The organism is Parafrankia sp. EAN1pec (assembly GCF_000018005.1).
Taxonomy (GTDB): Bacteria; Actinomycetota; Actinomycetes; order Frankiales; family Frankiaceae; genus Parafrankia; species Parafrankia soli.
Genome location: NC_009921.1, coordinates 5,375,337 through 5,400,671 on the forward strand (window position 1 = coordinate 5,375,337; position 25,335 = coordinate 5,400,671).

Consider the following 25,335-nt stretch of genomic DNA (forward strand, 5'->3'; position numbering starts at 1 on the left):
AAAAGGAAAGCGTGTGCTGAAGCTCTCCATCGTCGAGCAGGCCACCGTTCCCCGCGACCGCACCGCGTTCGAGGCCGTCGAGGAAGCCGTGACCACGACCAAACACGCCGAAGAGCACGGCTTCCACCGGATGTGGTTCGCCGAGCACCACGGGGTGGGCTCCGTGGCCTCACACTCCCCGGAAGTACTCATGGGCATGATCGCCCGGGAGACCCGCCGTATCAGGATCGGTTCCGGCGCGATCCTCCTCAACCACTACAGCCCGCTGAAAGTCGCGGAACTGTTCTACCAACTCGAAACCGTCGCACCTGGCCGGTTCGATCTTGGTCTCGGCCGGGCGACCACTGGGCCACTCGTGGACATCGCCCTCAAACGCGACCGCAGGGCCGGCCATGCCGACGACTTCGACCAGCAGGTACAGGAAGTCCTCGCGTTCCTGCACCGCGACTTCCCCGCCGACCACCCGTTCAGCCAAATCACCTTGATGCCCACCGTCACTGCCCGCCCCGACCCCTGGCTCCTCGGCTCCTCCGGCAGCAGCGCGGGCCTTGCCGCCGCCCTCGGCATCGGGTATTCCTTCGCGGGATTCATCAACCCCGGCGGCGCCGTCCGTGCCCTCCGGGCCTACCGGCGGGCGTTCACCCCCACCGCCTACGGACAAGAAGCCCCGCAGGCCATGCTCGGAGTGAGCGTCTTCGCCGCCGACACCGACGAGGAAGCACATCGGATGACCTGGCCCACACGCGCCGTCTACGCCAGCCTCGGCCATACCGACCCCGGCCGCATCGTCGTCCCCTCGATCGACGAGGCATCCCGTGTCCTCACCCCGGCGCAGAAAGACGAGCCTTCCCGCATCGTCGACGGGCGCTGGCCGCGCCAACTCGCCGGCAGCCCCGCGACCATCCGGGACCAGCTTGGCCAGATGATCGAACAATCCGGTGCCACCGAAGTCATGCTCCAAAGCATCAGCCCGGATCAGGAAGCCCGCCGGTACTCCCACGCCCTCGTCGCCGACGCACTCGGGATCATGAACACCGCCGACGTCGCCACGGCCGGAGCGGCGTGATCTGAATCCTCCGGGGTGTACGGAGGCTCTGTCCGTGGAGCCGGCCTGCTGAATGATCGCCTATGCGCCAGTGGCCGGAGGACAGCGCGTTCTGGAGGTATCTGCCCGAGTTCCGTCGCAGTGTGTTCGGCCTGATCGACGTCGGCAGGCGCCTCGTGTAGCTCGCCGCCGGCATCGGGACCAGCGAGCAGGCAATCTAGGCGCGGAAGAGGCAGCCCTTGATCGATACCGGTCGCGGCGCGCCCGGATCGCAGTGGTGGAGACGGAGCTGGCGCGCTGGTGTGCCTGGGGAAGGCGCGGCGTGCCGATGGCATGCCGGGACACGGCCGTGTTTGGTGATCAGACCTGGTCGGTCCCCTGTCGCACCCCGCGGCCTCGCTTCCGGGACAGCCGTGCGTGTCTTGAGGCCGCCATGTTCGCCTACCAGGGCAGACGCGCAGTGCCCTGGCAGACAGAAAGGGAAACCCGCGATGTTGGAGATCTCACGGTTCGCCCCGGATGCGTTTCCGGATATCAGCCCCGTCGCTGGCGTCACCAGTGCCACGGCATCGTGCGGCCTGAAGTCCGGCGATGGCCCGGACCTACTCCTGATGGCAGTACGGCCGGGAACGGTGGTCGCCGGCGTGTTCACGCAGTCCACCGTCACATCTCCCGCCGTGCAGCGCTGCCAGCGCAGCATGCGTGAGGGGCGCGCACGGGCGCTGGTGGTGCACGCGGGCAACGCGAACGCCCTCACCGGCGCCCAGGGCAGGCTGCTCGTGGAACGCATCTGTGAAAGCGTCGCCGTGAGCCTGGACTGCCCAGCCGGGGAAATTGTTACCGCTGGCACGGGTATCATCGGGCAGCGCATCAGCGATGAGCAGCTCCTCGAGCCACTGCCCTCTCTTGTGGACGCCCAAGACGCCGTCGACTGGCGTCAGGCCGCGGAGGCTATCCGCACGACCGACACCTTTCCCAAGGCCAGTTCTCGCAGCTTCATGATAGGCGACCAGCCTATCGTCGTCAGTGGCATCGCTAAGGGATCCGGGATGATCGCACCCGATATGGCCACAATGCTCTGCTTCATGTTCACCAACGCGACAGTGGATCCCGCCGAGCTTCACCGCCTGCTGATCTACGCGAACTCGGGCAGTTTCCGGCGCATCACGGTCGATGGGGATGAGTCGACGAGCGATACGATGCTTGCCTTCGCGACCAACAACACCGACCTCGCAGCCGACGGTGACCGCGATGCGGCCGTCGTCCAGCTCCGCGATGCCTTCGCCGAGGTCGCCCATGACCTGGCCATGCAGGTCGTAGGCGACGGCGAAGGGATCTCGAAACTCATCACGGTGACCGTGCGGGGCGCGCGGACCGACGACGACGCCCACGCAATGGCGAAGTCCATCGCGGAGTCCCCACTGGTGAAGACCGCGATCGGCGGTGGCCATCCGAACTGGGGACGTATCGCGATGGCGATCGGGAAATCCCGCCGCCCCGTCCAGCAGGAGCGTCTCACCGTGTGGCTCGGCAAAAACAAGGTCATGATCAACGGAGGTCAGAACGACGGTCTGGACCAGACTACACTAGCCGCCTACATGAAATCAGACTCCATCGACATCACCGTCGACGTCGGGATGGGCCACGAAAATAGCACCATGTGGACCTGCGATCTCACGAAGGAATACATCGACATCAATGCGCACTACATGACTTAATATTTCCCAGGGTTCGGCTACCCTCCATTGACACCGCGATCTCGACGATCCGAAGGTGCCCCGACCGTTCACAGATAGGGCTGATGCGTCACAGGATGAACCGTCCGCATAGCTGACGAGGATGACGCCACCGTCCGCGTCGCCGTCGCGAAACAATGGGCGGATCGCCGCGCTGATCATCACGGGTACGAGAAAATTGATCTCGGGTTTCCCGGTTAGCCGATGGGACTGCGATGCCGGCGATCTCGTTCCACAGGATGGCGATGGGGGCCGATTAGGGGATCACGGGTTGCGCCAGGGCGGCGGCCTGCCACTCGGAGCACGCGTGTCAGATTCCGCCTCTTCCTCTGGCCTCTCCGGGGCACCCGCCGGGGTCTGGTGGGAGAGAGAATGCTGTGACCCGGCAGAACGTGAAAGGCGAGGTCATTCATCTGCGGTCCGCGGGCGTGGATCTGGGCAAGCGGTTCCTGGTTGCCTGCGCCCGCACGCCGAGTCCTCGGCAGGCCGGTAGCTGGCTTTGGGAGACCGAGCGGTTCGGTACCACCACCGCCGAGATGCGGCGGTTGCGGGCCTGGCTGCTGGAACGCCGGGTGGAGGTCGTGGTCCTAGAGGCGACGTCCGACTACTGGCGGGCGATCTACTACGCGCCGCAGCCGGACTTGAACCTGATGCTGGTCTACCCCGCTCACCTCAAGAAGATCCGGGGCCGCAAGACCGATCCCAGTGACGCGGCGTTCCTGGCACGGGCCGGGGCGCGCCCTCTGTGTTAGTCTCGCCTGCACGCCCTCGCCGGCAGCCGGACACTCCCAAGTAGCGTGCCGCCGACGGTTAGCGCCGTTGACCTACCGGGCCGGTGACGTCGCCTGGTCGAGGCGCATGGCCGGCTGGTAAGCGACGCAGTGGCCGGGTCCGGCTCGTTTCGCAACGTACATCGCGACGTCGGAGGCGTTGAGGAGCCGATCGGCATTGGCGAGGCCGGTACCCGAGATTGCCACTCCGGCACTGGCGGTAATTGTAACGTCGGCTTCCGGTAGCGCGATCGGCTTGGCAAGTGCGGTGATGACACCGTGCGCCGCTCGCTCGAGTTCCATGATCGTGGAGACCTGTTCGCAGAGGATCGCGAACTCGTCGCCGGCAAGCCGGGCCACGACGTCATTCGGCCGGGCCGAGGCGCGCAGGCGGTCGGCTACCTCACGCAGGACGTCGTCGCCGACAAGATGACCGAGGCTGTCATTTACAATCTTAAAACCGTCCAAATCGATGAATATGACGCCGGTACGGAGACCGTCGCTCCGGCTTTGTTCGAGGTTGCACTTGAGCCGGTCGAGCAGGGCGACGCGGTTGGGGAGGTCGGTCAGGCTGTCGTGCAACGCACGGTAGTTGGCTTCGCGTTCCATCGCGAACCGGACCGCTGCGGCACCAAGCACACTGGCGACCGCATCGACGAATTCCACCTCGCCAGGTGTGAACGGCTCGGCTGCCGTTTCCTGGCTGTCGTCTTCGTGAAGCTCCCGGTCCGTCCGGTGGATGGTGAGGATGGCGGCGGGCGCGTTGGGTCGGCCGAGCGGCAGGGACACAGTTAACCAGCGCCCCGTCCGGCGGAGGTTCCGCGCGCCTGTTACGTTGCCCTGGTCCGGCGGCCCGATTAGGAGGGCGTCCCGGACAGCCGCAGCGGTGACGGGAGCCGGTGGCAGCACTCCAACCGCGGCGATCAGGTCAGGTCCGTGTCCTGGTTCGGTCATATGCACGGTGACGGCCGCGTCCAGCCGGCTGGCTAGGACGGCGGCGGCGTGGTTCCACAACCGTTCCGGCTCCACGATCTGCAACGCCTGATGAGCCAGTTCGGTGACGGTGCTCTGCTCATCATGTGCTCGTTCGCGCTCCGTCACGTCTGTGGCGATCGAAGCAACGTGGCTGACCTGCCCGGCCGGATTACGGATCGGCCTAATGTGGAGGTCGTAGGAGTGTCCGTAGGCCTGGATCATTCCGATGGACGGCTCGCCGTCCATCGCTCGTCGCATCATTGTCAGCGTATCCGGGGTGTGCTTGAAAACCTCGAAGATGGACGTCCGCCCAGCAGCCTCCAGGTCCTCGGCCAGGGCAGGAACGGAGCCGCCACCTGATACTAAGATCCGGCCGGATAGATCTGTAAGCCCCATGGAAACAGGACTGTTTTCCAATATCAGCTGCAATTGGTCGCGAGTAACGGCAGCGTCGGTCACGTCTAGTATCTGGCCGAGACAGCAGGGCTCGTCTGCGTACTTCTCAACTCGGGTCGTTATCACGATATGAATCACGCTGCCATCGAGGCGGGCGAACCGGGTCAGATGCCGCAACACAATCCGTTCGCCGTTCAGCAGCTGCGACACATCCTCCCAGCCGTTACCGTCAGGGGGAGGCTCCAGAGCGTCCCAGGTACCGCCGATAAGATCGAATCTCGACCGGCCTAGAATGTCGCACATGGCCGCATTGACTCGCCAGATCTGCCGATTTCGAAGGCAGGTAAGACTCAGTCCGATCTCAAGGCGATCGAACAGCTCATCATCCCAAACCCACGCCGTCGCGCCACCCCCACTCTGTCGCGGCTATCCCCTAAACACCTATCTACCCTCAATCTACTCCCAATCTACCCTCAATTTAGACCTTGAAACAGTATCAATCTTGAACTCGACGCTCCGTTACGTAGCACAGCTGTTACGTTCCATCACAGTCACTTTATCGACACACTGTCAGGTATACCATATTATCGCTGGCGACTATCTGCCCGTTTTTCGGTACAGATAACCGACATGGTAGATACTTGAGGTGGGCCCACCCTTCGAACCAGGGCCTCACCAAGGTCGCTCGGCGTAGCGATTCGCTACGTTAAGTTGCGAGGAATGTAAGGGCCCGGTTGCGGGCGCGGGCGATGAACTCGGTTGTCTCCTTGACTTTGTAATGCCGTGGAGCCGAAAGAGGCTGAGCGCGAGATTTCGTAGAACAGCGAGAGTGTGTGACCCGTTTCCTGAGTAGGTCTGGTTGGTGTCCTCGCGCCAGGTGGTGTCGCGCACGTAGTGCACCCGGTTCTCGATTCCCCAATGTTGGCGGACGTGGGTGTGGATCGTTTCCGCGGACGCGCGGCGGCTGTGCAGGATGGTGATGATGAAGGCGTATTCCTTCGTGACTCTTCTGCCCGCGAGGTCGAACTCTTCCCGTCGGACAGTGATCCCTATGAGGGAAAATTGCCGCGTGAATGGCGAGTCGGTTACGGAGACTGGTCACGCTCGAGTGCAGGACGAGGAAGTGAATTATCGTCCACTCGGGCCGGCCGATGCCAGCAATCACGAAGGACCTCGATCTCAACGAGGGAGCAGCTGCGCTGACCTGCGCCCACCATAACGGCGGCACCGAAGGCGTCAACACCAAGACCAATCTGATCAAAAGGCAGATGTACGGACGAGCGGGCTTCACGCTCCTCCGACACCGGATCCTGCTCGGTTGACGTCGCAATCCGTCACCACCGAATGTGCGACGGGGACGGGGACTTCGGCAGGTAGAGCGCCCGGTCCAGCAAGGTATGTCTTCGCGTGGTGGGGTAGACGAGATACCCCACCTGGGAATTCTATCGGCCTACCCGAGCCGATGACGAGTTTCGCAGCATTGTCCTTGTACTTGGGCGTGAACCGCCTACGTGACCGACTCGCCGATCTCCTCCGTTCACGGAGCGGATATTCATCATAGGGATAGTTGCCCGAAGAAAGGACCCCGTCTCATTGCGTACCTGAGGGCGTAGAAATCAAGCGGATCGGATGCTGCTGACCCTCGGCTCGCTATCGGTTCTCGATCGCTTCGACCAGTAGCTCTGTGAGCTCATCAGGGTGCGTTAGCATCGGCTCGTGGCATGCGGCGATAACCCGACGATGGAAGTGCGGGTCGGACTCGGCACGTGCGCGTTGACGTGCCACCTCCACTGCGGGAAGCCGACTCGGATTGCACTCGATCGTCGTACCTGGGTGCGACCAGGCCCGGCCTGTGGGGCCGATCTTGTCGAGGTAGGTCTTGATCGGCTGCGGAGTCGTCTTAGAGTTGACCCATGCGATCTGGTCGGGATCGCTCAGACCCCACCAACTGGCGTCGGATGTCGGCACGTACCAGCCCTCTCCACCCTCGGTGGCCATCGCCTTCATCTGTGCGGCTCGCTCGTCACCGATGAGATCGAAGACTGACTCGCCCTCGCGCGGAAGATGTGCGTCCACCCAGACGACGGTGCGTACGCGGTCGAAGACCTGCTGCATCGCACCTGCCACAGGCATGCCGCCGTAGCTGTGGGCCACCAAGACGACGTCGCTCAGGTCCTCGTACTCGAAGACGCCGACCAAGTCGTTGATGTGTGTCTCAAGGCCAATCTCCGAGCGCAGAAGATGCGCTCGCTCACCGAGGCCGGTCAAGGTCGGCCTATACGTGGGGTAGCCGAGGTCGCGGAGTCGAGAGGCAACGTCGCGCCACGCCCAGCCACCGTGTCGGCCGCCGTGAACGAGGACGAAGCCCGTGGGCTGCTTCTTGGCCATGGGTCCTCCTAAGCGAACGTTGTAGGCAGCTCGACGTGTTGTGACAGCACAGCTGGGATGTCCTCTTCCGCCAGCTCGGCGACTCCGTCATCCCCACGCACGACTGCTTCGACGTCCTGGGAAGTCGGCAACGAGGTTAAGATCAGCTCCACCCTGCTGGCGAGCTCATGCGGCGTCTCCGCCCAGGACCCGCCCCGGCCGAGACGGTCGGCGGCGGACTCCTTGCGCAGGTCGTTGACCACGAGGTCGTGGCCGGCGTTCTGCAGGCTCGCGGCCATCCCGCGGCCCATCGCGCCGAGGCCGATAAAACCGATCTCCATCTCTCTACCCTCTCGATCCCTCGTACGAGTCCGGGTGCTCCGCGTCAGCCGATGAGGGCGAGCTCGCGGAGTACCTCCTCAGCAACGCTGAAGCCTTCACCGGTGGCGGGGAGCCCGCAGTAGACAGCGGTCTGCAGCAGAATTCCCCGGATCTCGTCGACCGAGCAGCCGTTGTTGAGCGCACCTTCAATGTGGTGGCGCAGCTGGTTCGGCTTTCTCAGCACGACGAGTTTCTCAGCACGACGAGCAGCACGATGTTGATGACGCTCCGCACCTTGCGGTCGATACCGGGCCGCGACCAGCTCCGACCGAAGCAGACCTCAGCCGAGTAGTCCTGGGTGCAGCATTGAAGTCATTGCACTGTTTGGCGCGCCGGGGCAAGTAGCCCTCGGATACTTCATGCAGTACGTCGAGGAGGGTCGAAGATCCGGAGCAGTTCCTCGACGTCGTCCAGCTCCTCGACAGCCTGGGAAAGTCGAACCAGGCGATCGACGTCGACTGTCGGCAGGGCTTCGACCCACTTGTCGCGCAAGTCGTCCCAACCAATGGGATCTCCCGCGCTGTGACCCTTGGGCTGATCGACCCGATGTGAAAGCCTCAAGCCATCGCGCATCACAAAGGTCACACGGGCCCCGCGGCCGTTCGGCTGCTCGGTGTCCAGTTCAGCGTCAGACCGAAGCTGGATGCGTCGCCTCATCGACTGGAAGCCGGAGTCCGACAGAAGGAGCGGAAAGGGGCTCTCCCGCAACTTCAGCCCGCCCTGTACGATTGCCGCGCCAAGCATGTCCTGAAGACAGATGTTGTGCATGGCACGATTGTCGACTACGCGCAGCGCATTGGTAGGCATACCGACCTCGACCGTGTCGATCTCGGCCGTCTGAATTCGATGATCGTGGATCACCGTCATCGCTGCCTCGACCGCCGCGTGGATCGGGTAGCCCGCGTTGACGAACTTGAAGTTCGCGCCCATCACGGCGTAGTCGTGGCCGAGTCCGTCGGTCAGCGAACTCGCGCCGTCCCCAAGGCCCCACGCCGCAAGCAGCCCGTTCTCCGAGCCGAGCACGTCCTCGCATCCTTCCAGCCCGGCATTCGCCATCAGCGCGGCCGAAACGCCGGCGAAGGCGTACTGGCCGTTGCAGAACGACTTGCTGATGTGGCGCTGCTCCTGGAAGAGCGCGACCAGGCCGTTGGCCTGGAATGTCGCGAGGGCCATCGCGTTGCCGTACGATTCCGGGCCGAGGCCGAGGATGCGGCACGCCGCGACGGTCGCACCGATCGCATGAAGAAAGTCCGCATGCATGTGAAGGCGCGACTTCACCCCGAAGACCCCACCGCACGCGCGGATGAGCCGGTTGCCGATCTCGTAGCCGAGAACGACGGCGTTGAGCAGAGTGCCGCCCGTCGCCCGCCGCTGCTCGGCAATCGCCGCCACGGCGTGGACGATCGTCGCCCCGGGATGCCCACCGACGACGTGAGCACCGTCGACCTCGTCGGCGTGCCCGGCCGTGCCATTCGCGAGAGCCGCGTATGGCGCGGTTGTGCGGTACTCAGTTCCGAGAATTCGGCACGCCCCCGCTCCGCCCATAGAGGCCGCGTAGCCGGTGGCTAGCTTCCCCGCTGTCCGGGTCTGTCCGAAGACCGCGCAGGCCAGCTCATCCATAACGATGAGACGCCCACGTTCCCGGACGTCGGCAGGTAACGCGTCGATCGAGGTCGAGGCGGCGTACTCCGCGACGATCCTCGTGAGGTTCACCAGGCCCGTGCGCCTCGTCTCGTTCATCAAATCCACGCTCTCTGGATCGCGAGTGTGCTCGCGTCGATCACTAAGCGACAGCTTACGTCGATCTCGATGAGCGCGTCATTCTGCCCCACGTCGCGACGTCCGATGGTGACCGCCTCGAACTGGTCGGTCGCACACGCCATTGCGCGAGCCCTGCGGGTGATCATGTAACTCCTCTGTCCTCGCTCGTGACCCGACAAAATTTGGGCGTCAGCCGATGGCGGACTTGTACTCGAGGTATTCCTCTATGCCGTAGCGACCCATCTCGCGGCCGAGGCCAGAGATCTTGAAGCCGCCGTGGGGTTGCCTTCATATTGATAGGCGTTCCGCTGATTCGGATCCGGCCGGTGCGGACCGGGGCCGCAACCGCTCGCGCGTGCTCTCACCATCTTCCTTAGGGGCAGCGAGATCGCGCCATTAAGCTCGTTCTTCTTTGCCTGGCCGGAATTCCGGCGGGTCCGGGCGCCGATACGGTCGGACAGCGTGCCGCCGAACAGCAGCAGGGCCGAGAACATGGGGTGTAGCCGGTGACGACCCATGTGGGCTGGCAGCACCTGCCGTGACGGCCGCGGTCACGCCGGGTCGCGCACGGTGACCACGGCACGGCCTCGGACCCGACCGTGGTGGAGGGCGTCCACAGCCTCGTTGATCTGGTCGAGCCCGAACCGGTCCGTCACCAGCAGGGCGGGATCGAAGCGGCCGTCGTTCGTCCAGTCCACGAAGGTCGCGAAATCCCGGACCGGATCGCAGCCGCCCCCGACCGAGCCAGCCAGGCTCTTCTCACCGTTCAGCAGGTCGAAACTGTCGAGGCTGAACGGCTCGCGCGGAATGCCGACGAGAACATCGGTACCGCCGCGAACTCCCGCGCCGCGGATACCCGGACGCACGGCCGCGAGGCTCACCGGAATGTTGTTTCCGATGCCGGTGCAGTCCAGGCAGTAGTCGGCACCCGCGGTTCCGTCGTTGTGCCGGGTCAGCTGACGGATCGCCTCCACCGGGTCGGTCTCGCGGGCGTTGACGCCGTCGGTGGCGCCGAACTTCCCCGCCAGGGCGAGCTTCGCGTCGCTCACGTCGACGGCGATGACCCGTCCTGCGCCCAGAATCGCGGCGCCGGCGATGGCGCACAGCCCCACGCCACCCGCGCCCCAGACCGCGACCGACTGACCGGCCCGGAGATCGATGCTGTTCATCACGGCGCCGGCGCCGGTCATCAGCGCGCAGCCGATGATGCTCCCGAGGTCGGGGTCGGTGCCCTCGGGCATCCGAACGACATACTGCTCGTCGACCAGGGCGTGGGTCCCCCAGGTGTGGCAGTTGTGCGACGTGGCCACCTCGCCGTCGGGGAACGTCAGTCGGGACGGCGAGGGTGGACGGCCCTCCCGGGGGCTGCGGGGGATCCAGGTGATGCACACCTGGTCGCCCTCTCGCACATAGGTCACCTCTGCACCGACGGCGACAACCGTCCCGATCGACTCGTGGCCCAGCAGCATCGGGGCGGTCCGGGACGGGCTGAAGATCCGGTCGAGCTGGCTGTGGCACACCCCGAACGCGCTCTGTTCGACCACGACCTCGAACGGGCCGGGCGGCGGCATGGTCAGCTCCCGAAACTCGAGCATGTGGGTCCCGGGAGGTAGCACCGCTATCCGAGCACGCACCGACATGTCCTCTCCGCCCTTCTTCCCCGCCATCGCGTTCCCGGCTGGTCGCCTGCCCGCTCGCTCACCCGATCGACTGGTACTCCAGGAACTCCTCGATACCGAAACGGCCGTTCTCCCGGCCGATACCCGAGAGCTTGAAACCGCCGTGCGGCGCACGCGGGTTGACCGGGGAGCCGTTGATGCGGATCCGGCCCGTGCGCAGGCGGAGCGCGACTTCGCGGGCGCGCGCGGGCGAGGCGGCCCAGACACCACCGGCGAGACCGTAGTCGGAGTCGTTGGCGATCGCGACAGCCTCTTCCTCGGTGTCGTACGGGAGGATCGTCACCACCGGTCCGAAGATCTCCTCGCGGGCGATCCGCATGTCCGGTGTGCCGCTGAAGATGGTCGGCTTCACGTAGTAGCCGGTGGCCAGGCCCTCGGGCTGCTCGGGGCCGCCGGTCACCAGCGTGGCGCCCTGGTCGATGCCCGACTGGATCAGTTCGCGGACGCGGTCCCGCTGGGCCCGGGTCACCACCGGCCCGAGGCTGGTCCCCTCCGCGAACGGATCGCCGAGCACGTAGGACTCGGCGGCAGCACGCGCGGCATTCTCGGCCTCGGCCAGCCGCGCGCGGGGCACGAGCACGCGGGTGAGGCCGCCGCACACCTGCCCGCTGTTACGGAAGGCGTCGGCGATGCCGGCGGTGACGGCCCTGGCGACGTCGGCGTCCTCGAGGATGACGTTCGCGGACTTGCCGCCGAGCTCGAGTCCGACCCGCTTGACCGTGCGGGAGGCGATCTCCATGACGCGGCTGCCCGCGCGCACCGAGCCGGTGATCGAGACCATGTCGACCAGGCGATGACCGGCGATGGCCTCGCCCACCACCGGGCCGGTGCCGCTGACCAGGTTGACCACGCCGGCGGGCAGGCCGGCCTTCAGCGTGCCCTCGGCGAAGAAGAAGGAGCTGCGCGGGGCGATCTCGGTGCCCTTGAGAACGACGGTGCAGCCCGCCGCGACGGCGGCGCCGACCTTCATCGCGATCATCAACAGCGGCACGTTCCACGGCGTGATCGCGCCGACCACCCCGACCGGGGCCCGGTGCACGAGCGTGTCCCCGACCGCCACGTTCCAGTCGACCTCCGCCAGCGCGTCGGCCGTGCCGCGAAGGTGCTTGACCGTGGACAGCGTCTGGTGAGCTGTGGCGATGCTCAGCGGCTCGCCGATCTCCTGGACGATCGCCTCGGTGATCTCTTCGGCCCGGCCCTCCACGAAGTCGGCCAGGCTTCGCAGTACCTCGGCCCGCTCGTCGAGCGTCGAACGGGACCAGCCGTCGAAGGCCCGGGCGGCAGCGGCCGCCGCCCGGTCGACGTCCTCGGGCGTGCCGTCCGGAATCGTGCCGATGATCTCCTCTGTGACCGGGTTCTCGACGTTGATGACGCCAGTGCCGGAGGACGGGACCCACTCACCGTCGATGAGGATGAGGTCCTGATTGATCACGCCGCCACCCCTTTGTCGCGAAGTTCATTATTACGAACTACAATTCGTAATTGCAATCACACTACGATGATCACATAGGGGTGTCAACGGGCCGGTTCCGCTCCCGCCGAGCCTCCACAGCCCAGCCGCCCGCCCGCAGCCGCCCAGACTGACAGGGCGGCCACGAGCCGCTCGGCCCCTGGGTCACCATGGCCGCCCCACGGCCGCCTTGACATGGCGTCGGCCCGCTCGTAGCGTGCGTCCGCACATAAGGACATCAGTTCCTATATAGGAACGATGGACGTCCTCGGGTGGCGCGCGGCCACCGATCCGGAGCCGAGGAGACGATGCGGCCGTCCGGTGCGGGGTCATGTGCCCCGGCACAGCGAGACCCGATCCGCGGTCGTGCGGCGAGCCGCTCCTCTTCCTGCCGTTGGGAGCACAGATGCGGTTCGGGCGCTTCTACGAGGAGTTCGACCTGGGCGCCGTCTACCGGCACTGGCCAGGAAAGACGGTCACCGAGTACGACAACCATTTGTTCTGCCAGCTCACCATGAATCATCACTCCCTCCTCCTCGGAATGTCCGTCGCCGACGCCTCGGGGAAAGCAGTCGCGAACCTCGAGGTCCAGCCGTTACGCCACGTCGCTCCGGTCTTCCATGGCGACACCGTCCACGCTGAGCCGTGCGCAGCGATCAGTCGCACCGGCCTCTGGCGACCGTCCACCGCTCGGGCCGCCCGGCCCTACGGACCAGGCGCCCGTCCTCCGACAGCCGGGCGAGGTGGGCGTAGGTCTCGGCGAGCGCTGAGCGCAGCGACCGCGGGGTGAACGAGTCGAACGGCCGCGCCCACCGCACCGCACGGGACACATCCCAGACGGTCTCCCGCCCCTCGCGCACCGCCTGCTCGATCTCGCGCAGCCGCGACTGGTGATGCACCTCCAGCACGCCGAGCCGGTCGTAGAGACGGTCGAACGACCACTCGTGCCCGGGCAGGGCCAGCAGGTTGTCGGGAAGGTCCCGGAGGTACCGCAACGAGTCGAGGAAGGCCAGCAGCGGGTCGGCGGCCGACCCGGGACGCAGTGCCACGTTCGGGGTCACCTTGGGCAGAACGTGGTCACCGGTGAAAACCAGGCCTCGTTCACGGTCGTGGAAGCACAGATGGCCGGTGGTGTGCCCAGGTGTGTGGATCGCGACGAGGGCACCCCCGGTGCCCGGCACCGCCGCGCCGTCGAGGAGCTCGACGTCCGCCTCGATTCCGGGCAGCGCCGCCTCGAGCTCGGCGAGCTCCGACTCGAGGCCCGCCAGCCGCGTCGCAGGCACCCCGCTCGCGCCCAGCCAGTCGGCGATCTCCACGACACGGGCCCGCCGTTCCGCGGCGCCCACGCGGATCTGTGCCCGTTCGGCAGGGTGCGCGGCGATCCAGGCCGTGGTGTGCTCCCGGATGCGGCGGGCGAGCCCGTAATGATCCGGATGCGCGTGGGTGACGACAGCCCCGATCACCTCGTCGAGGCTGTGACCGGCCCGGGCCAGCCCGGATCGGAAGGCGCTCCACGCCTCGTCCGAGTCCCACCCGAGATCCACCACGACGATCCCCTCGGCCGCCCGCACCGCGTAGGAGTACGAGTAGGCGAGCGGACTCGGGAACGGGACCGCCGTCGCCCACACCCCGCCCGCCACCGCGAAGCCCTCGATCCGTCGGGTCGGCGCTTCCGCGGCGGCACGCGACTCACCCACATCTCCTCCTCACGCAGCAGGGTTCCCGTGGTCGCGACGCTCCCACCGGCCCATGGAACGCCTCAGATGACCCCGGCCTCCCGCAGCTTGGCGATGTCGTCGACGGACATGCCCAGCTCCGCGGTAAGGACCTCGTCGGTGTCGGCGCCGACCTCGCGCGCCCGCCACGGCTCCACCATGGGCGAGTCCGACAGGAACAGCGGACTGCCGAGCGTCATGAACGAGCCCTGCTCGTCGGTGACAGTGCGAAGCACGCCGCGCTCGCGTACGTGCGGGTCCTCGAGCAGCTCCGGCAGGGTGACGACCGGAGCGGAGGGGATGCGTGCCTCCACCAGCATCCGCGCCAGCAGGTCCTTGGGGCGGGCCCTCGTCCAGTTCTCGACGACCGCGTCGACGTCGTCTATGTGGGCGCACCGGCTGCTCATGTCCGCGAAGCGCGGGTCGTCGGTGGCGGGATCCCCCATCAGCTCACACAGCCGCCGCCAGTGCGCGTCGGTCGGGCACAGTACGGCGATCCACCCGTCGTTGGTGCGGTAGGCGTTGTACGGGGCGACGGCCAGCCCGCCGTGCCGGTTGCCCGTGCGTTCGTGGCTCTCGGTCGCGCTGCTCAGCAGCCCGGCGATGTTGGACGTCAGCGACGGGACGATGGCGTCCTGCAGGGCCACCTCGACATGCTGACCGCGGCCGGTGCGGGTGCGTTGGAACAGCGCGGCGAGCACACCCCCGAGCATGTGCGTGCCCGCGACGAAGTCGACGACCGACGGGCCGGTGCGGACCGGCGCCCCGTCGGCGAACCCCGTGGTGCTCATGATCGCGCTGCGCGCCTGGATCGTGAGATCCATCGCCGGCTCGCCGGCATAGGGCCCGAACGACCCGAAGCCTGTGCCCGACGCCATGATCAGGCCCGGGTTGATCGCGCTGAGCTGCTTGTAGCCGAGACCGCGCCGGTCCATCGCCCCCGGCGACAGGTTCTGGACGAGCACGTCGGCGGTCCGGACGAGGTTACGGAGTATCTCCTGCCCGGCAGGTTGTTTGAGGTCCAGCCGGATGGCGCGCTTGCCGGAGTTGAGGAACCGGAACTGGATCGGGAAGCCGTCGTGGTCGACGGTGGGCAGCCGGCGGTACGGGTCCCCCTCCGGCGCCTCGACCTTGATGACGTCCGCGCCGAGGCGCGCCATCAGCATCGAGCAATAAGGGGCAAAGTAGAACTGCCCCACACAAATCACCTTCACGCCTTCGAGCGCGGTCATCCAGGGCCTCCGTGGTCACTCGGGCGCGAGCGTCGCGGATCGCGCGCCGGTCCGGATGTGCCGCAGTGAACTGCTCGACGCGCTGAGCACCGACACCACGGCCTGTTCGCATTTACGCACAGGAGTACGCATTTACAGCCCGATGCTAGGAGCGACACATATGACTGTCAACGCCTCCGACGCGGTCGCACATCGAGGGACACACCCCCGCGTCCCGCCCCGCGGGACGCGGGGGACGTTGACAGCCCCCCATACGAGACCCTACCGTGCTGTTCGCACATACAATCGATCATTCGCATATACGCACCGCAGTACCAGGCATGCAGCACCCGACACGCAGAGCGATGCGGACATCGAGGTCGGGCAGGTCCCGCGAGCGGGGGATCCACGGAGAACGATCTTTTGCAGAGGCGGTCCCGCCAGAGACGGCCGTCTGACGGTCGTGCCCTGGAGGGGCGCCATCGTCCCTGAAAACGGAAGGACATCTGCAACATGAAGGTGGGATTCATCGGGCTCGGCGCCATGGGCGCCGGAATGGCGCTCAACCTGCGCGCGGCCGGCTATGAACTGATTGTGCACGACCTCCGCAGAGAGAGCGCCGCGGAACACGAGGCGGCCGGGGCAACCTGGGCCGACTCGGTCATCGATCTCGCCCGCCAGGTCGATGTGGTCCTCACATCACTACCGGGCCCGCAGGAAATGCAGGAACTGGGCCTCGGCGAGAACGGGCTGTGCAGCGGTCTGCGGGCGGGCGCCGTCTGGTTCGACCTCACCACCAACTCGCCGACCGTGGTCCGCGAGGTGCACGAGACCTGCCGCAAGCACAGCATCGAACTGTTCGACGCGCCGGTGAGCGGCGGCCCCAAAGGCGCCCGGTCAGGCAAGCTCGCGATCTACGTCGGCGGCGATCAGGCGGCCTTCGAGCGCCACCGCGCCGTCCTCGACGCCATCGGCGACCAGGTGATCCTGGTCGGCGAGATCGGCGCGGGCAACACCGCGAAGCTGGTCCACAACTGCGCCAGCATGATGATCCGCTCGGCGATCGCCGAGGTCTTCACGATGGGGGTCAAGGCGGGCGTCGAACCGGCGGCCCTCTGGCACGCGATGCGCCAGGGCGCGATCGGCCGGGCCCGCACCTTCGACCGCATCAGCGACCGCTACCTGCAGGGGGCTTTCGAGCCGCCCTCGTTCGCCCTGGCGTTGGCGAACAAGGATCTTCGGCTGGCGATCGAGCTGGCCGACGAGCTCGGCGTCCCCATGCGCGCCGCCCGCCTCGTGCAGGAGGACTTCGCGGAAGCCCTCGAACGGGGCTGGGGCGGTCGCGACTCACAGACACCGCTGCTCCTGCAGAACGAACGAGCGGGCGTCGAGATCAAGCTCTCGGCCAGCGAGGTGCAGGAAGTTCTCGACCGCGGCTGAGACACCGAGCCGGACCGACGCACACCCGACACCGACGCAGGAGGAAAACAGCGTGACCGACAAGGAAAACGGCCGGCGCATCCTGAGCGAGCTCATGGGAGCCGACTATGTCGCGGCGAAGGACAAGAAGCGCAACTCCTTCAACGAGGTGATCCAGGATTACTCCGAGGAGGTCTGCTTCGGCCGGATCTGGTCGCGCGACGGCATCAACCGCAAGCAGCGCAGCATCATCAACGTCGCGATGCTCACCGCGTTGAACAGGCCCGCGCAGCTCGCCCACCACATCGAGGGCGCGATGACCAACGGCGCCACGGTCGCCGAGATCCAGGAGATCCTGCTGCAGACGGCGGTCTACTGCGGGCTGCCCGCGGCGGGCGAGGCCTTCCGGATCGCGGAGGAGGTCCTCCGCGAAGGCGGACACCTCGACTGAGACTGTCTCGACCGTCACCCGGGGCGCGGCGCCACGCCGCCACCGGGCCGCCCACCTGGAGGAGCCCGCCGGATGACCGGGTCCCGCACCCTGCTGCTGCTGCGGCACGGGGAGAGCGCCTGGAACGCCGCAGACCGCTTCGCCGGCTGGGTCGACGTGCCGCTGTCCGCACGCGGCCGGGTTCAGGCCGGCCGGTGCGGCGATCTGCTCCGCGACACCGGCCTCCTCCCCGACGTCGTGCACACCTCCCTTCTGCGCCGGGCCGTGTCGACCGCGGACCTCGCACTCGACGCCGCCGACCGGCACTGGATCCCGGTCCGGCGCAGCTGGCGGCTCAACGAGCGCCACTACGGCGCACTGCAGGGCCGTAACCGCATGCAGGTCCGCGCCGAGTACGGCGCGGACCTGCTTCGTTTCTGGCGCCGCTCGTTCCACGGAACGCCGCCGCCGATCGACCCGGGCAGCGTCTTCGGGCAGGACGACGACGCACGGTATCGGGAGCTGGGCGTGCACGTCCCCCGGACGGAGTCCATCGCGGACGTCCTCGACCGGCTCCGCCCGTACTACGAGTCGGAGATCGCGAACGATCTGGATGCCGGCCGGACCGTTCTGGTCGTGGCCCACGGCAACGTCCTGCGTGCCCTGATCCGCCACCTCGGCGCCCAGGCCGGCGACCCGGCCGACGACGACCTGAGCGAGGTGCGGCTGCCCACGGGCGCCCTGCTGCGCTACGACCTCACCGACGTCGGGCTGCCGGTCCGGCCCGGCGGTGTCCTGCTGAGCGCGTCGGGAGCGACGCAGAAATGACGGTGCCCACCGGCAACTGCCGGTGGGCACCGTCGCGGGCGGATCGCCGTGGGGAAGCGGATCGCCGTTGGTCCGGGTCGCCATCGCCGCGATCGCGCCGCCGCTACCGGATTGCGCCGTCCCGGTGCAGCGTCTGCAGTTCGTCGTCGGTGAAGCCCCAGTCCGCCAGGGCTTCCCGGGTGTGCTCCCCGGGCCTGGGCGGGGCCGTCCGGATGGCCGCCGGGGTCCGCCCGAACCGGGGCGCCGGCGCGGGATGGGGGATTCCGTCGAGTTCCGGGAAGCCGGCACGCGCCTGGTGATGGGGATGTGCGGACACCTCCCCGAGGGACAGCACGGGCGAGTAGCAGCCGTCGACGTCGGCGAGCAGCTTGGTCCACTCGTCGCGGGTGCGGGTCACGAAGACCGCCGCGAGCCGGCGCCGCAGTTCGGCCCAGTCGGTACGGTCGATCGTCGACACCGGCATGGTGATGCCGTCGAGGTCCACGCCGATGGCGTCGAACAGCACCCGCTGGAACTTCGGCTCGATCGCGCCGATCGCGACGTACCGGTGGTCGCTCGTCTCGTAGACGTTGTAGAACGGCGCGCCGGAGTCCACGTAGTTCGTGCCGCGTTCGTCGCTCCACGTGCCCATCATCCGACGTCCGTGGTACAGGGTCATGAGCAGCGACGCCCCGTCCACCATCGCCGCGTCGACCACCTGGCCCCGGCCCGAGCCGCGCGCCTCCAGCAGCGCGCACACGATGCCGAAGGCGAGCATCATGCCTCCGCCCGCGTAGTCACCGATCAGGTTGAGCGGGATGGCGGGCGGCCCGCCCGCGTAGCCGAGGGGGTCGAGCGCCCCGGCGAGCGCGATGTAGTTGATGTCGTGGCCGGCCTTGTCCGCCAGGGGCCCGGTCTGCCCCCAGCCCGTGCCGCGCCCGTAGACGATCCGTGGGTTTCGCTGCAGGCACGCGTCCGGGCCGATCCCGAGACGTTCGGCGACGCCGGGCCGGTACCCCTCGTAGATCGCGTCCGCCCGTTCGACCAGACGCAGCACCACCTCGGGGCCGGCTCCGTGCTTGAGATCGACGACCACGGAGCGTCGTCCGCGGTTGTACAGCTCCAGGCGGTGGTCGGGCGCCTGCGGACGGGCGGGGGGATCCGGCCGGTCGATGCGCAGGATCTCCGCTCCCATGTCCGCCAGGAGCATGCCCGCGAAGGGGCCGGGGCCCCGGCCCGCGATCTCAAGGACGCGCGTCCCTGCGAGCGGGCCGGAGCCAACCGGCAGGCTCATGGTGCTCCGACGTTGGTCAGGTTGCGCGGCTTCCACCGCAGCAGGCGCTTCTCCAGCAGCGTCACGAGCGCGTTGATGATGGTGGAGACCACCACAAGAACCGCGATGCCCGCGAAGACGCCGGCGGTGTAGAAGTTACCCGCCGACCGCTGGATCAGATAACCGATGCCGGTGTTGGCGCCGATGATTTCGGCGGTGACCGCCGCGACGAGCGCGTAGGGCACCGAGACCCGCAGGCCCTGGATGATCCAGGTCCCGGCCGAGGGGATCCGAACTTTCAGCTGCACGGTGAGCCTCGACGCGTTCATCACCTTCAGCACGTCGATAAGGCGCTGTTCGACGTCACGCACACCTTCGTAGGTGCTGTAGAAGACGAGAAAGAAGACGATGAGGCTGACCAGCGCCACCTTGGAACCCAGGCCGAATCCGAACCACAGGATGAAAAGCGGCACCAGGGCCAGCCGCGGGACCGCGTTGAGCGCGACGATGAACGGCTGGAAGATCTCGCCGAGCATCGGGCTGCTGCCCAGCACGATGCCCACCAGAACGCCGAGCACCGCGCCGATGGCGAACCCGTACACCGTCGCGATGACGGTCGCCTGGATGCTGTCCAGCAGCACACCCTCCTCGACCCAGCCGGTCAGCGCCGACCAGATCTCGGACGGCTTGCTGACGTAGAAACTGTCGATGAGCACGCCCGACTCGGTCGCGGGGTCCCCGCTCGCGGTCTCCCAGAGTGCCAGCACCCCGACCGGGAGTACCACCCGCGAGATGAGGACGATCAGCCGCTTGATGTCCATCGGGCGGCGCGGCTTGCGGGCCGCGGTGGTGGACGACTGCTCATCCGAGCCGGTGACGGTGGCCGCCACGGGGCCGCCCAGCACACCGCCCTGCGCGCCGCCGCCGCCCGGCACGCCGACGCCCTGCGGCCCGGCCGGCACTGCGGCCTGCACTCCGGCTGTTGTCGACACCGGCGTCGGGTTCACGATGCCTCCTTGGCGGGTGAAGAGTGGTCCAGCAACTTCCACAGTCGTTCCCAGAGCTCGCCGTAGACCGGGCTGAGCCGCAGGTCGGCGAGGTCACGCGGCCGCTCCAGCGGCACGTCCTCCACGTGGACGACGCGGCCCGGGCGGGTTCCGAACACGACGACCTTGTCGGCCAGCAGAAGAGCCTCATCCAGATCGTGCGTCACGAAGATGATGGTCTTGCGGTCCCGCTCCCAGATCCGCAGCAGCTCCTTCTGCATCGTGAACCGCAGCTGCGCGTCGAGCGCCCCGAACGGCTCGTCCATGAGCAGCGTCGAGGGGTTGTACACCAGGCCCCGCGCGAGCGAGGCACGCTTCTGCATGCCGCCCGACAGCTGCGAGGGGTACCGCTGCGCGAAGCCCTTGAGCCCCACCAGCTCGATCACCTCGGCGACCCGCTGGCGGCGCTCCTTGCGGGGCACCCGCTCGATCTCAAGTGCGATTCCGACGTTCTTCTCCAGGGTGCGCCACGGCAGAAGATTGTCGTGCTGGGTGATGAACCCGACCCCGGTGTTGACCCCGTTCAGCCGGTTGCCGCGGAAGTAAACGGCACCCTCGCTCGGTGCCAGCAGCCCGGCCGACATGTTCAGCAGCGTGGTCTTGCCACATCCGCTCGGACCGATGAAGCAGACGAACGAGCCGCTCTCGATATCGAGATCGACCGACTCGAGCGCGGTGAACTCCCCGTCACCGGAGCGGAACTTTCGGCTGACCTTCTGGAAGGAGAACTCCGGGGCCTTCTCCGTCGAGGTAGCGGTCTTCCCGGGCCCTGCGCTCCCGGTCAGCGGATTCTTCGACATCATCGCCTCCTCGTCACGGCTGCGCGGCCTTCGCGGCGCTCAGGTCGTAGATGTCGTCGAAGCCGAAGGTGAGCGGCGAGTCACGGTTGAGGTTCACGAGCCGGACCTGGTTGTCGAACATCTCCTGGGTCGTCAGGGGAGACGCGTCCTTGTAGGCACCGACCGCGACCTCCCAGCCCGCGTTGAAGGCCGTCTCGTTCAGGTTGGCGAACTGCGGCAATCCCCGCACCTTGTCCCGCAGCTCATCGGTCGGGTTGTGCAGGTCCCGGTCGGCGAGCCACACGGCCTGCATGACGCGCTTGGCGATCTCGGGGTTCTGCTCCAGCCAGGAGCGGGTGGTGTAGTACTCGTGCGAGGCCAGCGGAAGGATGGACGGAAGGTCGACCGCCCAGTTCAGCCACAGCCCGCCCCAGCCCTCCGCCTCGGGGAAGTTGACCCGCGGGAACGACTGGGCGAACCCGCTGACCCGGCCCTGCCGCGTGGTCGCGATCTGGGCGGAGGCGTCGTTGTTGGGAAGGATCGTCACGTCGCGATCCGGATCGACTCCGTACTCGCTGAGCATGACGCGCAGATAGGTGTTGCCGGTGGAGCCCTCCGGCGAGGAGGTAAGAGTGAGGCCACGCAGCGCCTGGACGCGCTCTTCCGCGGACGACTCCGGTGTTACTCCGCGCTCGGCGAGAGTGTCCAGCGTCTCCTGGTTCAGCGCCAGCCCGAAGGTGATACTGGGGTTGGTGGTTCCGAGGCTGACGAGGTTGGTCTTGCCCTCGGCATAGGCGTTGTACAGCGAGCCCGCACCGGACGTACCGATGTTGGTGTCCCCGGAGATCACGGCCTGGGTGATCAGAGATGCATTGCTGGCGTTCGAGAAACTGACATCGGCGTCGAGTCCGACCTGCCTGAAGTAGTCCTGCGCAACGATGACCACGGTGGGGAGGTCGGTAAAGGTCGCCGAGGTCGACATGATCTTTACCTTCAGCGCCCCGTCCGACCCCGCGCTGTTGTCCGAGGAGCCCCCGCAGCCCGCGGCTATACTCCCGGCGACCGCAAGGACAGCGACAGCGGACACGGTCCGGCGCGGCCTCGGCGACGAAGACGACCTTCGTAAGGGAAGTAAGGACAGTCGTCGCATAGCGGGCATTTGTTGCTCCTTTGTCGCGGACGTCAGAACGTGCCTGAAGTCGCCGAAGCAGCCACGGCATGGCACAGCCGTGGCTACTACCTTGGTGGGCTTTCGCGTCGATCGGGCAGCGTAAAGAGGACGTGGGTGCGGTGCGTGGGACCCCGCTCGCCGTGGTACTCGCACCACCGCGAATGGGCCCGACGGATCTCGCGATCCACGGCGGGCAGATCTTCACGCAGCAACTGGACGTATATACGACCGTGTGACCGTACTAACGATTGGCAGAAAGGTAGGGCGGCGGATCGACCCTGTCAACAGGCGGTATAGCCACACGTCCGCGGCGAGGCACCCTGGCGCGGCGCGCGACGTCCCATCACACCGGCGGGCCGCACTCCCGACACTGCCCGGCGGTATACCTCAGCGCGACCACCTCGCCACGTCCAGTAGCAGCCCGCTACAGCGGTTCGCGCGGTGAGGCCCCCGACCGGTCGCGCCACTTCGCGATGTGGCACTTGATGAGTTCGCCGAGTTCGTCCACCCGCGGGTCCACGTGCACGCTCTCGCCGACGAGGGTCACCGCCGCGATCGCGCGTCCGGTGGCGTGCGGCAGGACGACCGCGACTCCCGTGCGCCGGCTGGTGGCATTGACGCTGACCGCGACCCCCGACTCACGGATGCCGGACAGCGCGGCCAGGAACCGCTCGACCTTCTCGACCTCGTCGGGCCCTCGCCGCCGCAGGTAGGCCTGGAGCTCCGACACGGGCAGCGCCGCGAGGAGCGCCCGCCCCCCGGCCGTCGTCAGGAGGCTGCGCCGAATGTTGGACCGCGCCTGGAACACGGTCATCATGTCGCTGCCCGTGTGCGCGATGTACAGCAGGCTGTCGCCGGACCGGACGCCGACGAACGCGGTGAGGCCCGCCTCCCGGTGCAGGGTCTCTAGATCGGCCGTCGACACCAGGCCCGCGCGGACGTCGCCGCTGGCGATGGTCAGGCTGAAGAACGCGGGCCCGAGGTAGAGCCGGTGGTCCTGCTCCACGAGCCAGTCGGTGTCCAGCAGGCCCCGAATGAACCCGTAGACCGAGCTCTTGGGCGCTTCGAGCGCACGGGTCAGCTCCGCGTAGCTGATCCCCGGGCGGTAGACGACCTCCTCGAGGATGCGGGTCACCCTCGTGATCGTGCGATGGCCCTCGACCATGTTCTGCACGTCCTTCCGTCACGAGCCCCGAACCGAGCCCCGCCGCAGCCGGCCACAGGGCGGTCTGCGCCACGGATGCCTGCACAGTAGCCGCAGGCCCGGCAGACCGGCCGCCGCGATGGGCGGCCCAGCACCCCGGCCACCGTGACGCGCCGGCCGGAGCGCCCGCAGGCGCATTGACCCGGGTTTCCGTGCGCTGTACCGTCGCGATCGCCAAGAGGAACGGTTGTTCGTATATGCGACCACGGTAGTACATGTGACCCCGCGTCCCCGTGGTGCTCGCGCAAGGGAGACAGTCGTGATCGAAAAAAGAACGATCTTCATCGACGGTGAGTGGGTCAGCTCGGCGGGCACCGGCACCCTGACCGTCATCAACCCGGCCACCGAGGAACCGCTCGCGACGTTACCGCGGGGCCACGTCGACGACGTCGACCGCGCCGCCCAGGCCGCCGCGCGAGCGTTCGAGTCCTGGTCGCGCTCGACGGTCGACGACCGGATCGACATGCTCACCCGCATCGCCGACATTCTCGACACGCGGGCCGAGGAGCTGGCGCGCACGATCGTGAGCGAGGTCGGCACACCGATAACGCTCGCCCGCGGCTCGCAGTCCGCCACCGCCATCAACGACCTGCGCATCGCCGCGGCGAGCCTGAAGGACATCGTGTGGGAGGAGCGGTTCGACGACACGATCGTGCGGCGCATCCCCGCGGGTGTGGCCGGGGCGATCACCCCGTGGAACGGGCCGATGCGGATGATCGCGCTCAAGGCGGGCGCGGCCATCGCCGCGGGCTGCACGATGGTGCTCAAGGGCACCGAGGTCGCACCGCTGAGCGCCTTCCTGTTCGCCGAGGCCGCCGCCGAGGCCGGCCTGCCCAGGGGCGTGTTCAACCTGGTCAGCGGAACGGGCCCGGAGATCGGCGAGGCGCTCGCGACCCATCCGCTCGTCGACATCGTCTCGCTCACCGGCTCGGTGCGCGCGGGCAGCCGGGTGATGGAGCTGGCGTCGCGGTCGGTCAAGCGCGTGGCGCTGGAGCTCGGCGGCAAGTCCGCCAACATCATTCTTGCGGACGCCGACCTGGAGAAGGCCGTCGTCGACGGGCTCGGCGACGCCTTCCGCAACTCCGGCCAGGTCTGTGGCGGCCTCTCGCGCATGCTGGTCCCCCGCGGGCGGCTGGCCGAAGCCGAGGAGATCGCCGCGGCGAAGGCGACGAGCTACGTGATCGGCGATCCTCTGGACGAGGCCACGACCCTCGGGCCGGTGGTCTCCGATGCCCAGCGCGACCGCGTGCGCCGCTACATCCAGACCGGTGTCGACGAGGGACTGCGGCTGGTCGCCGGCGGCCCGGAGGCGCCGGAGCACCTCGACCGGGGCTACTACGTGCAACCGACCGTCTTCACCGGTGACAACAGCAGCAGGCTGGCCCAGGAGGAGATCTTCGGACCGGTGGTCATCATCATCCCGTTCGACGACACCGACGAGGCCGTCGCCATCGCCAACGACTCCGACTACGGGCTCGCGGGCGCGGTCTGGGCGGCCGACCCCGCGCGGGCACGGGACGTCGGCCGACGCATCCGCACCGGACGCGTACGGATCAACGGCGCGCCCATCGACATGCGCGCCCCGCACGGTGGCCTCAAGCGGTCGGGCATCGGCCGGGAGATGGGCCGGTACGGGATCGAGGAGTACCTCGAGTACCAGTCGCTCATCAGCTGAACCCCGGACCCGGCGAGCCATCGAGAGGCAGTCATCGTGATCACC

23 protein-coding genes and 2 pseudogenes are annotated in these 25,335 nt (G+C 67.4%); 9 read left to right on the forward strand and 16 right to left on the reverse strand.

Going from position 1 to position 25,335, the window contains the following annotated elements:
- Window positions 1–13 precede the first annotated feature (13 nt).
- The 3 genes from FRANEAN1_RS21915 to FRANEAN1_RS21925 all read left to right on the forward strand — a co-directional run bounded on the left by FRANEAN1_RS21915 (window position 14) and on the right by FRANEAN1_RS21925 (window position 3,533).
- The gene (locus FRANEAN1_RS21915) at window positions 14–1,066 is read left to right on the forward strand and encodes an LLM class flavin-dependent oxidoreductase (protein ID WP_020462005.1); all 1,053 of its coding nucleotides are present in this window, start codon (window positions 14–16) and stop codon (window positions 1,064–1,066) included.
- Window positions 1,067–1,536: 470 nt separating this feature from the next.
- Window positions 1,537–2,763: a bifunctional glutamate N-acetyltransferase/amino-acid acetyltransferase ArgJ gene (gene argJ / locus FRANEAN1_RS21920; protein WP_020462006.1), complete on the forward strand. Its 1,227-nt coding sequence runs from the start codon at window positions 1,537–1,539 to the stop codon at window positions 2,761–2,763.
- A 395-nt stretch (window positions 2,764–3,158) separates the two neighbouring features.
- Entirely contained in the window at window positions 3,159–3,533 is a 375-nt protein-coding gene (locus FRANEAN1_RS21925; RefSeq protein WP_020462007.1) for a transposase, read from the forward strand.
- Between the two features lie 72 nt (window positions 3,534–3,605).
- On the opposite strand, the gene FRANEAN1_RS21930 is transcribed toward FRANEAN1_RS21925, so the two are convergent.
- The gene (locus tag FRANEAN1_RS21930; RefSeq protein WP_041254585.1) at window positions 3,606–5,300 is read right to left on the reverse strand and encodes a sensor domain-containing diguanylate cyclase; all 1,695 of its coding nucleotides are present in this window, start codon (window positions 5,298–5,300) and stop codon (window positions 3,606–3,608) included.
- A gap of 773 nt (window positions 5,301–6,073) precedes the next feature.
- Between FRANEAN1_RS21930 and FRANEAN1_RS43905 the strand changes: the two genes are divergently transcribed.
- Entirely contained in the window at window positions 6,074–6,244 is a 171-nt protein-coding gene (locus tag FRANEAN1_RS43905; protein WP_020462009.1) for an ISL3 family transposase, read from the forward strand.
- Between the two features lie 328 nt (window positions 6,245–6,572).
- Here FRANEAN1_RS43905 and FRANEAN1_RS21940 read toward each other — a convergent pair whose 3' ends face one another.
- The 8 genes and pseudogenes from FRANEAN1_RS21940 to FRANEAN1_RS21965 form a co-directional block, all read right to left on the reverse strand.
- Window positions 6,573–7,310, reverse strand: a complete 738-nt coding sequence (locus tag FRANEAN1_RS21940; RefSeq protein WP_020462010.1) for an alpha/beta fold hydrolase — start codon at window positions 7,308–7,310, stop codon at window positions 6,573–6,575.
- An 8-nt stretch (window positions 7,311–7,318) separates the two neighbouring features.
- On the reverse strand, window positions 7,319–7,630 hold the full coding sequence (locus FRANEAN1_RS21945; RefSeq protein WP_020462011.1) for an NAD(P)-binding domain-containing protein: 312 nt from the start codon (window positions 7,628–7,630) through the stop codon (window positions 7,319–7,321).
- Window positions 7,631–7,674: 44 nt separating this feature from the next.
- On the reverse strand, window positions 7,675–7,854 hold the full coding sequence (locus FRANEAN1_RS43910; protein ID WP_020462012.1) for a carboxymuconolactone decarboxylase family protein: 180 nt from the start codon (window positions 7,852–7,854) through the stop codon (window positions 7,675–7,677).
- Window positions 7,855–8,027: 173 nt separating this feature from the next.
- Window positions 8,028–9,410, reverse strand: coding sequence for an MmgE/PrpD family protein (locus tag FRANEAN1_RS21955; protein ID WP_020462013.1), 1,383 nt, complete (start codon window positions 9,408–9,410; stop codon window positions 8,028–8,030).
- Window positions 9,410–9,577, reverse strand: a complete 168-nt coding sequence (locus tag FRANEAN1_RS41415; RefSeq protein ID WP_157472749.1) for a hypothetical protein — start codon at window positions 9,575–9,577, stop codon at window positions 9,410–9,412. Before FRANEAN1_RS41415 ends, FRANEAN1_RS21955 begins: the two co-directional genes overlap by 1 nt.
- A gap of 43 nt (window positions 9,578–9,620) precedes the next feature.
- Window positions 9,621–9,786 (reverse strand): annotated as a pseudogene (locus FRANEAN1_RS43915) (aldehyde dehydrogenase family protein); the annotation flags it as partial.
- 196 nt (window positions 9,787–9,982) lie between these two features.
- Window positions 9,983–11,071, reverse strand: a complete 1,089-nt coding sequence (locus tag FRANEAN1_RS21960; protein ID WP_020462014.1) for a zinc-binding dehydrogenase — start codon at window positions 11,069–11,071, stop codon at window positions 9,983–9,985.
- A 58-nt stretch (window positions 11,072–11,129) separates the two neighbouring features.
- Entirely contained in the window at window positions 11,130–12,542 is a 1,413-nt protein-coding gene (locus tag FRANEAN1_RS21965; protein ID WP_020462015.1) for an aldehyde dehydrogenase family protein, read from the reverse strand.
- 424 nt (window positions 12,543–12,966) lie between these two features.
- On the opposite strand from FRANEAN1_RS21965, the pseudogene FRANEAN1_RS43920 reads away from it, so the two are divergent.
- A pseudogene (locus FRANEAN1_RS43920) lies at window positions 12,967–13,203 on the forward strand (MaoC family dehydratase); the annotation flags it as partial.
- A gap of 13 nt (window positions 13,204–13,216) precedes the next feature.
- Here the strand turns inward: FRANEAN1_RS43920 and FRANEAN1_RS21970 are convergent.
- Window positions 13,217–14,257 carry an MBL fold metallo-hydrolase gene (locus FRANEAN1_RS21970; RefSeq protein WP_020462016.1) on the reverse strand — a complete coding sequence of 347 codons (1,041 nt, stop codon included), beginning with the start codon at window positions 14,255–14,257 and terminating at the stop codon, window positions 13,217–13,219.
- A gap of 62 nt (window positions 14,258–14,319) precedes the next feature.
- Window positions 14,320–15,507, reverse strand: coding sequence for a CoA transferase (locus tag FRANEAN1_RS21975; RefSeq protein ID WP_020462017.1), 1,188 nt, complete (start codon window positions 15,505–15,507; stop codon window positions 14,320–14,322).
- A gap of 483 nt (window positions 15,508–15,990) precedes the next feature.
- Between FRANEAN1_RS21975 and FRANEAN1_RS21980 the strand changes: the two genes are divergently transcribed.
- From FRANEAN1_RS21980 to FRANEAN1_RS21990, 3 genes are all read left to right on the forward strand, one after another.
- Window positions 15,991–16,926 carry an NAD(P)-dependent oxidoreductase gene (locus FRANEAN1_RS21980; RefSeq protein WP_347177246.1) on the forward strand — a complete coding sequence of 312 codons (936 nt, stop codon included), beginning with the start codon at window positions 15,991–15,993 and terminating at the stop codon, window positions 16,924–16,926.
- 52 nt (window positions 16,927–16,978) lie between these two features.
- Complete coding sequence (locus FRANEAN1_RS21985; protein WP_020462019.1) at window positions 16,979–17,356, forward strand: carboxymuconolactone decarboxylase family protein; 378 nt, start codon at window positions 16,979–16,981, stop codon at window positions 17,354–17,356.
- A gap of 72 nt (window positions 17,357–17,428) precedes the next feature.
- A complete protein-coding gene (locus tag FRANEAN1_RS21990; RefSeq protein WP_020462020.1) occupies window positions 17,429–18,163 on the forward strand; it encodes a 2,3-bisphosphoglycerate-dependent phosphoglycerate mutase in 735 nt (244 codons plus the stop codon).
- Window positions 18,164–18,266: 103 nt separating this feature from the next.
- Here the strand turns inward: FRANEAN1_RS21990 and FRANEAN1_RS21995 are convergent, their stop codons facing one another.
- From FRANEAN1_RS21995 to FRANEAN1_RS22015, 5 genes are all read right to left on the reverse strand, one after another.
- On the reverse strand, window positions 18,267–19,436 hold the full coding sequence (locus tag FRANEAN1_RS21995) for a CaiB/BaiF CoA-transferase family protein (protein WP_020462021.1): 1,170 nt from the start codon (window positions 19,434–19,436) through the stop codon (window positions 18,267–18,269).
- Window positions 19,433–20,422, reverse strand: a complete 990-nt coding sequence (locus tag FRANEAN1_RS22000) for an ABC transporter permease (protein ID WP_020462022.1) — start codon at window positions 20,420–20,422, stop codon at window positions 19,433–19,435. Before FRANEAN1_RS22000 ends, FRANEAN1_RS21995 begins: the two co-directional genes overlap by 4 nt.
- Window positions 20,419–21,264: an ABC transporter ATP-binding protein gene (locus FRANEAN1_RS22005; protein WP_157472750.1), complete on the reverse strand. Its 846-nt coding sequence runs from the start codon at window positions 21,262–21,264 to the stop codon at window positions 20,419–20,421. The genes FRANEAN1_RS22000 and FRANEAN1_RS22005 overlap by 4 nt, the downstream gene beginning before the upstream one ends.
- A 10-nt stretch (window positions 21,265–21,274) precedes the next feature.
- Complete coding sequence (locus FRANEAN1_RS22010; protein WP_347176710.1) at window positions 21,275–22,222, reverse strand: ABC transporter substrate-binding protein; 948 nt, start codon at window positions 22,220–22,222, stop codon at window positions 21,275–21,277.
- 613 nt (window positions 22,223–22,835) lie between these two features.
- Window positions 22,836–23,576, reverse strand: a complete 741-nt coding sequence (locus FRANEAN1_RS22015; RefSeq protein ID WP_020462025.1) for an IclR family transcriptional regulator C-terminal domain-containing protein — start codon at window positions 23,574–23,576, stop codon at window positions 22,836–22,838.
- A gap of 298 nt (window positions 23,577–23,874) precedes the next feature.
- Between FRANEAN1_RS22015 and FRANEAN1_RS22020 the strand changes: the two genes are divergently transcribed.
- Window positions 23,875–25,290 (forward strand): aldehyde dehydrogenase family protein, encoded by a 1,416-nt coding sequence (locus FRANEAN1_RS22020; protein WP_041254590.1) that lies wholly within the window; start codon window positions 23,875–23,877, stop codon window positions 25,288–25,290.
- Window positions 25,291–25,335 lie beyond the last annotated feature (45 nt).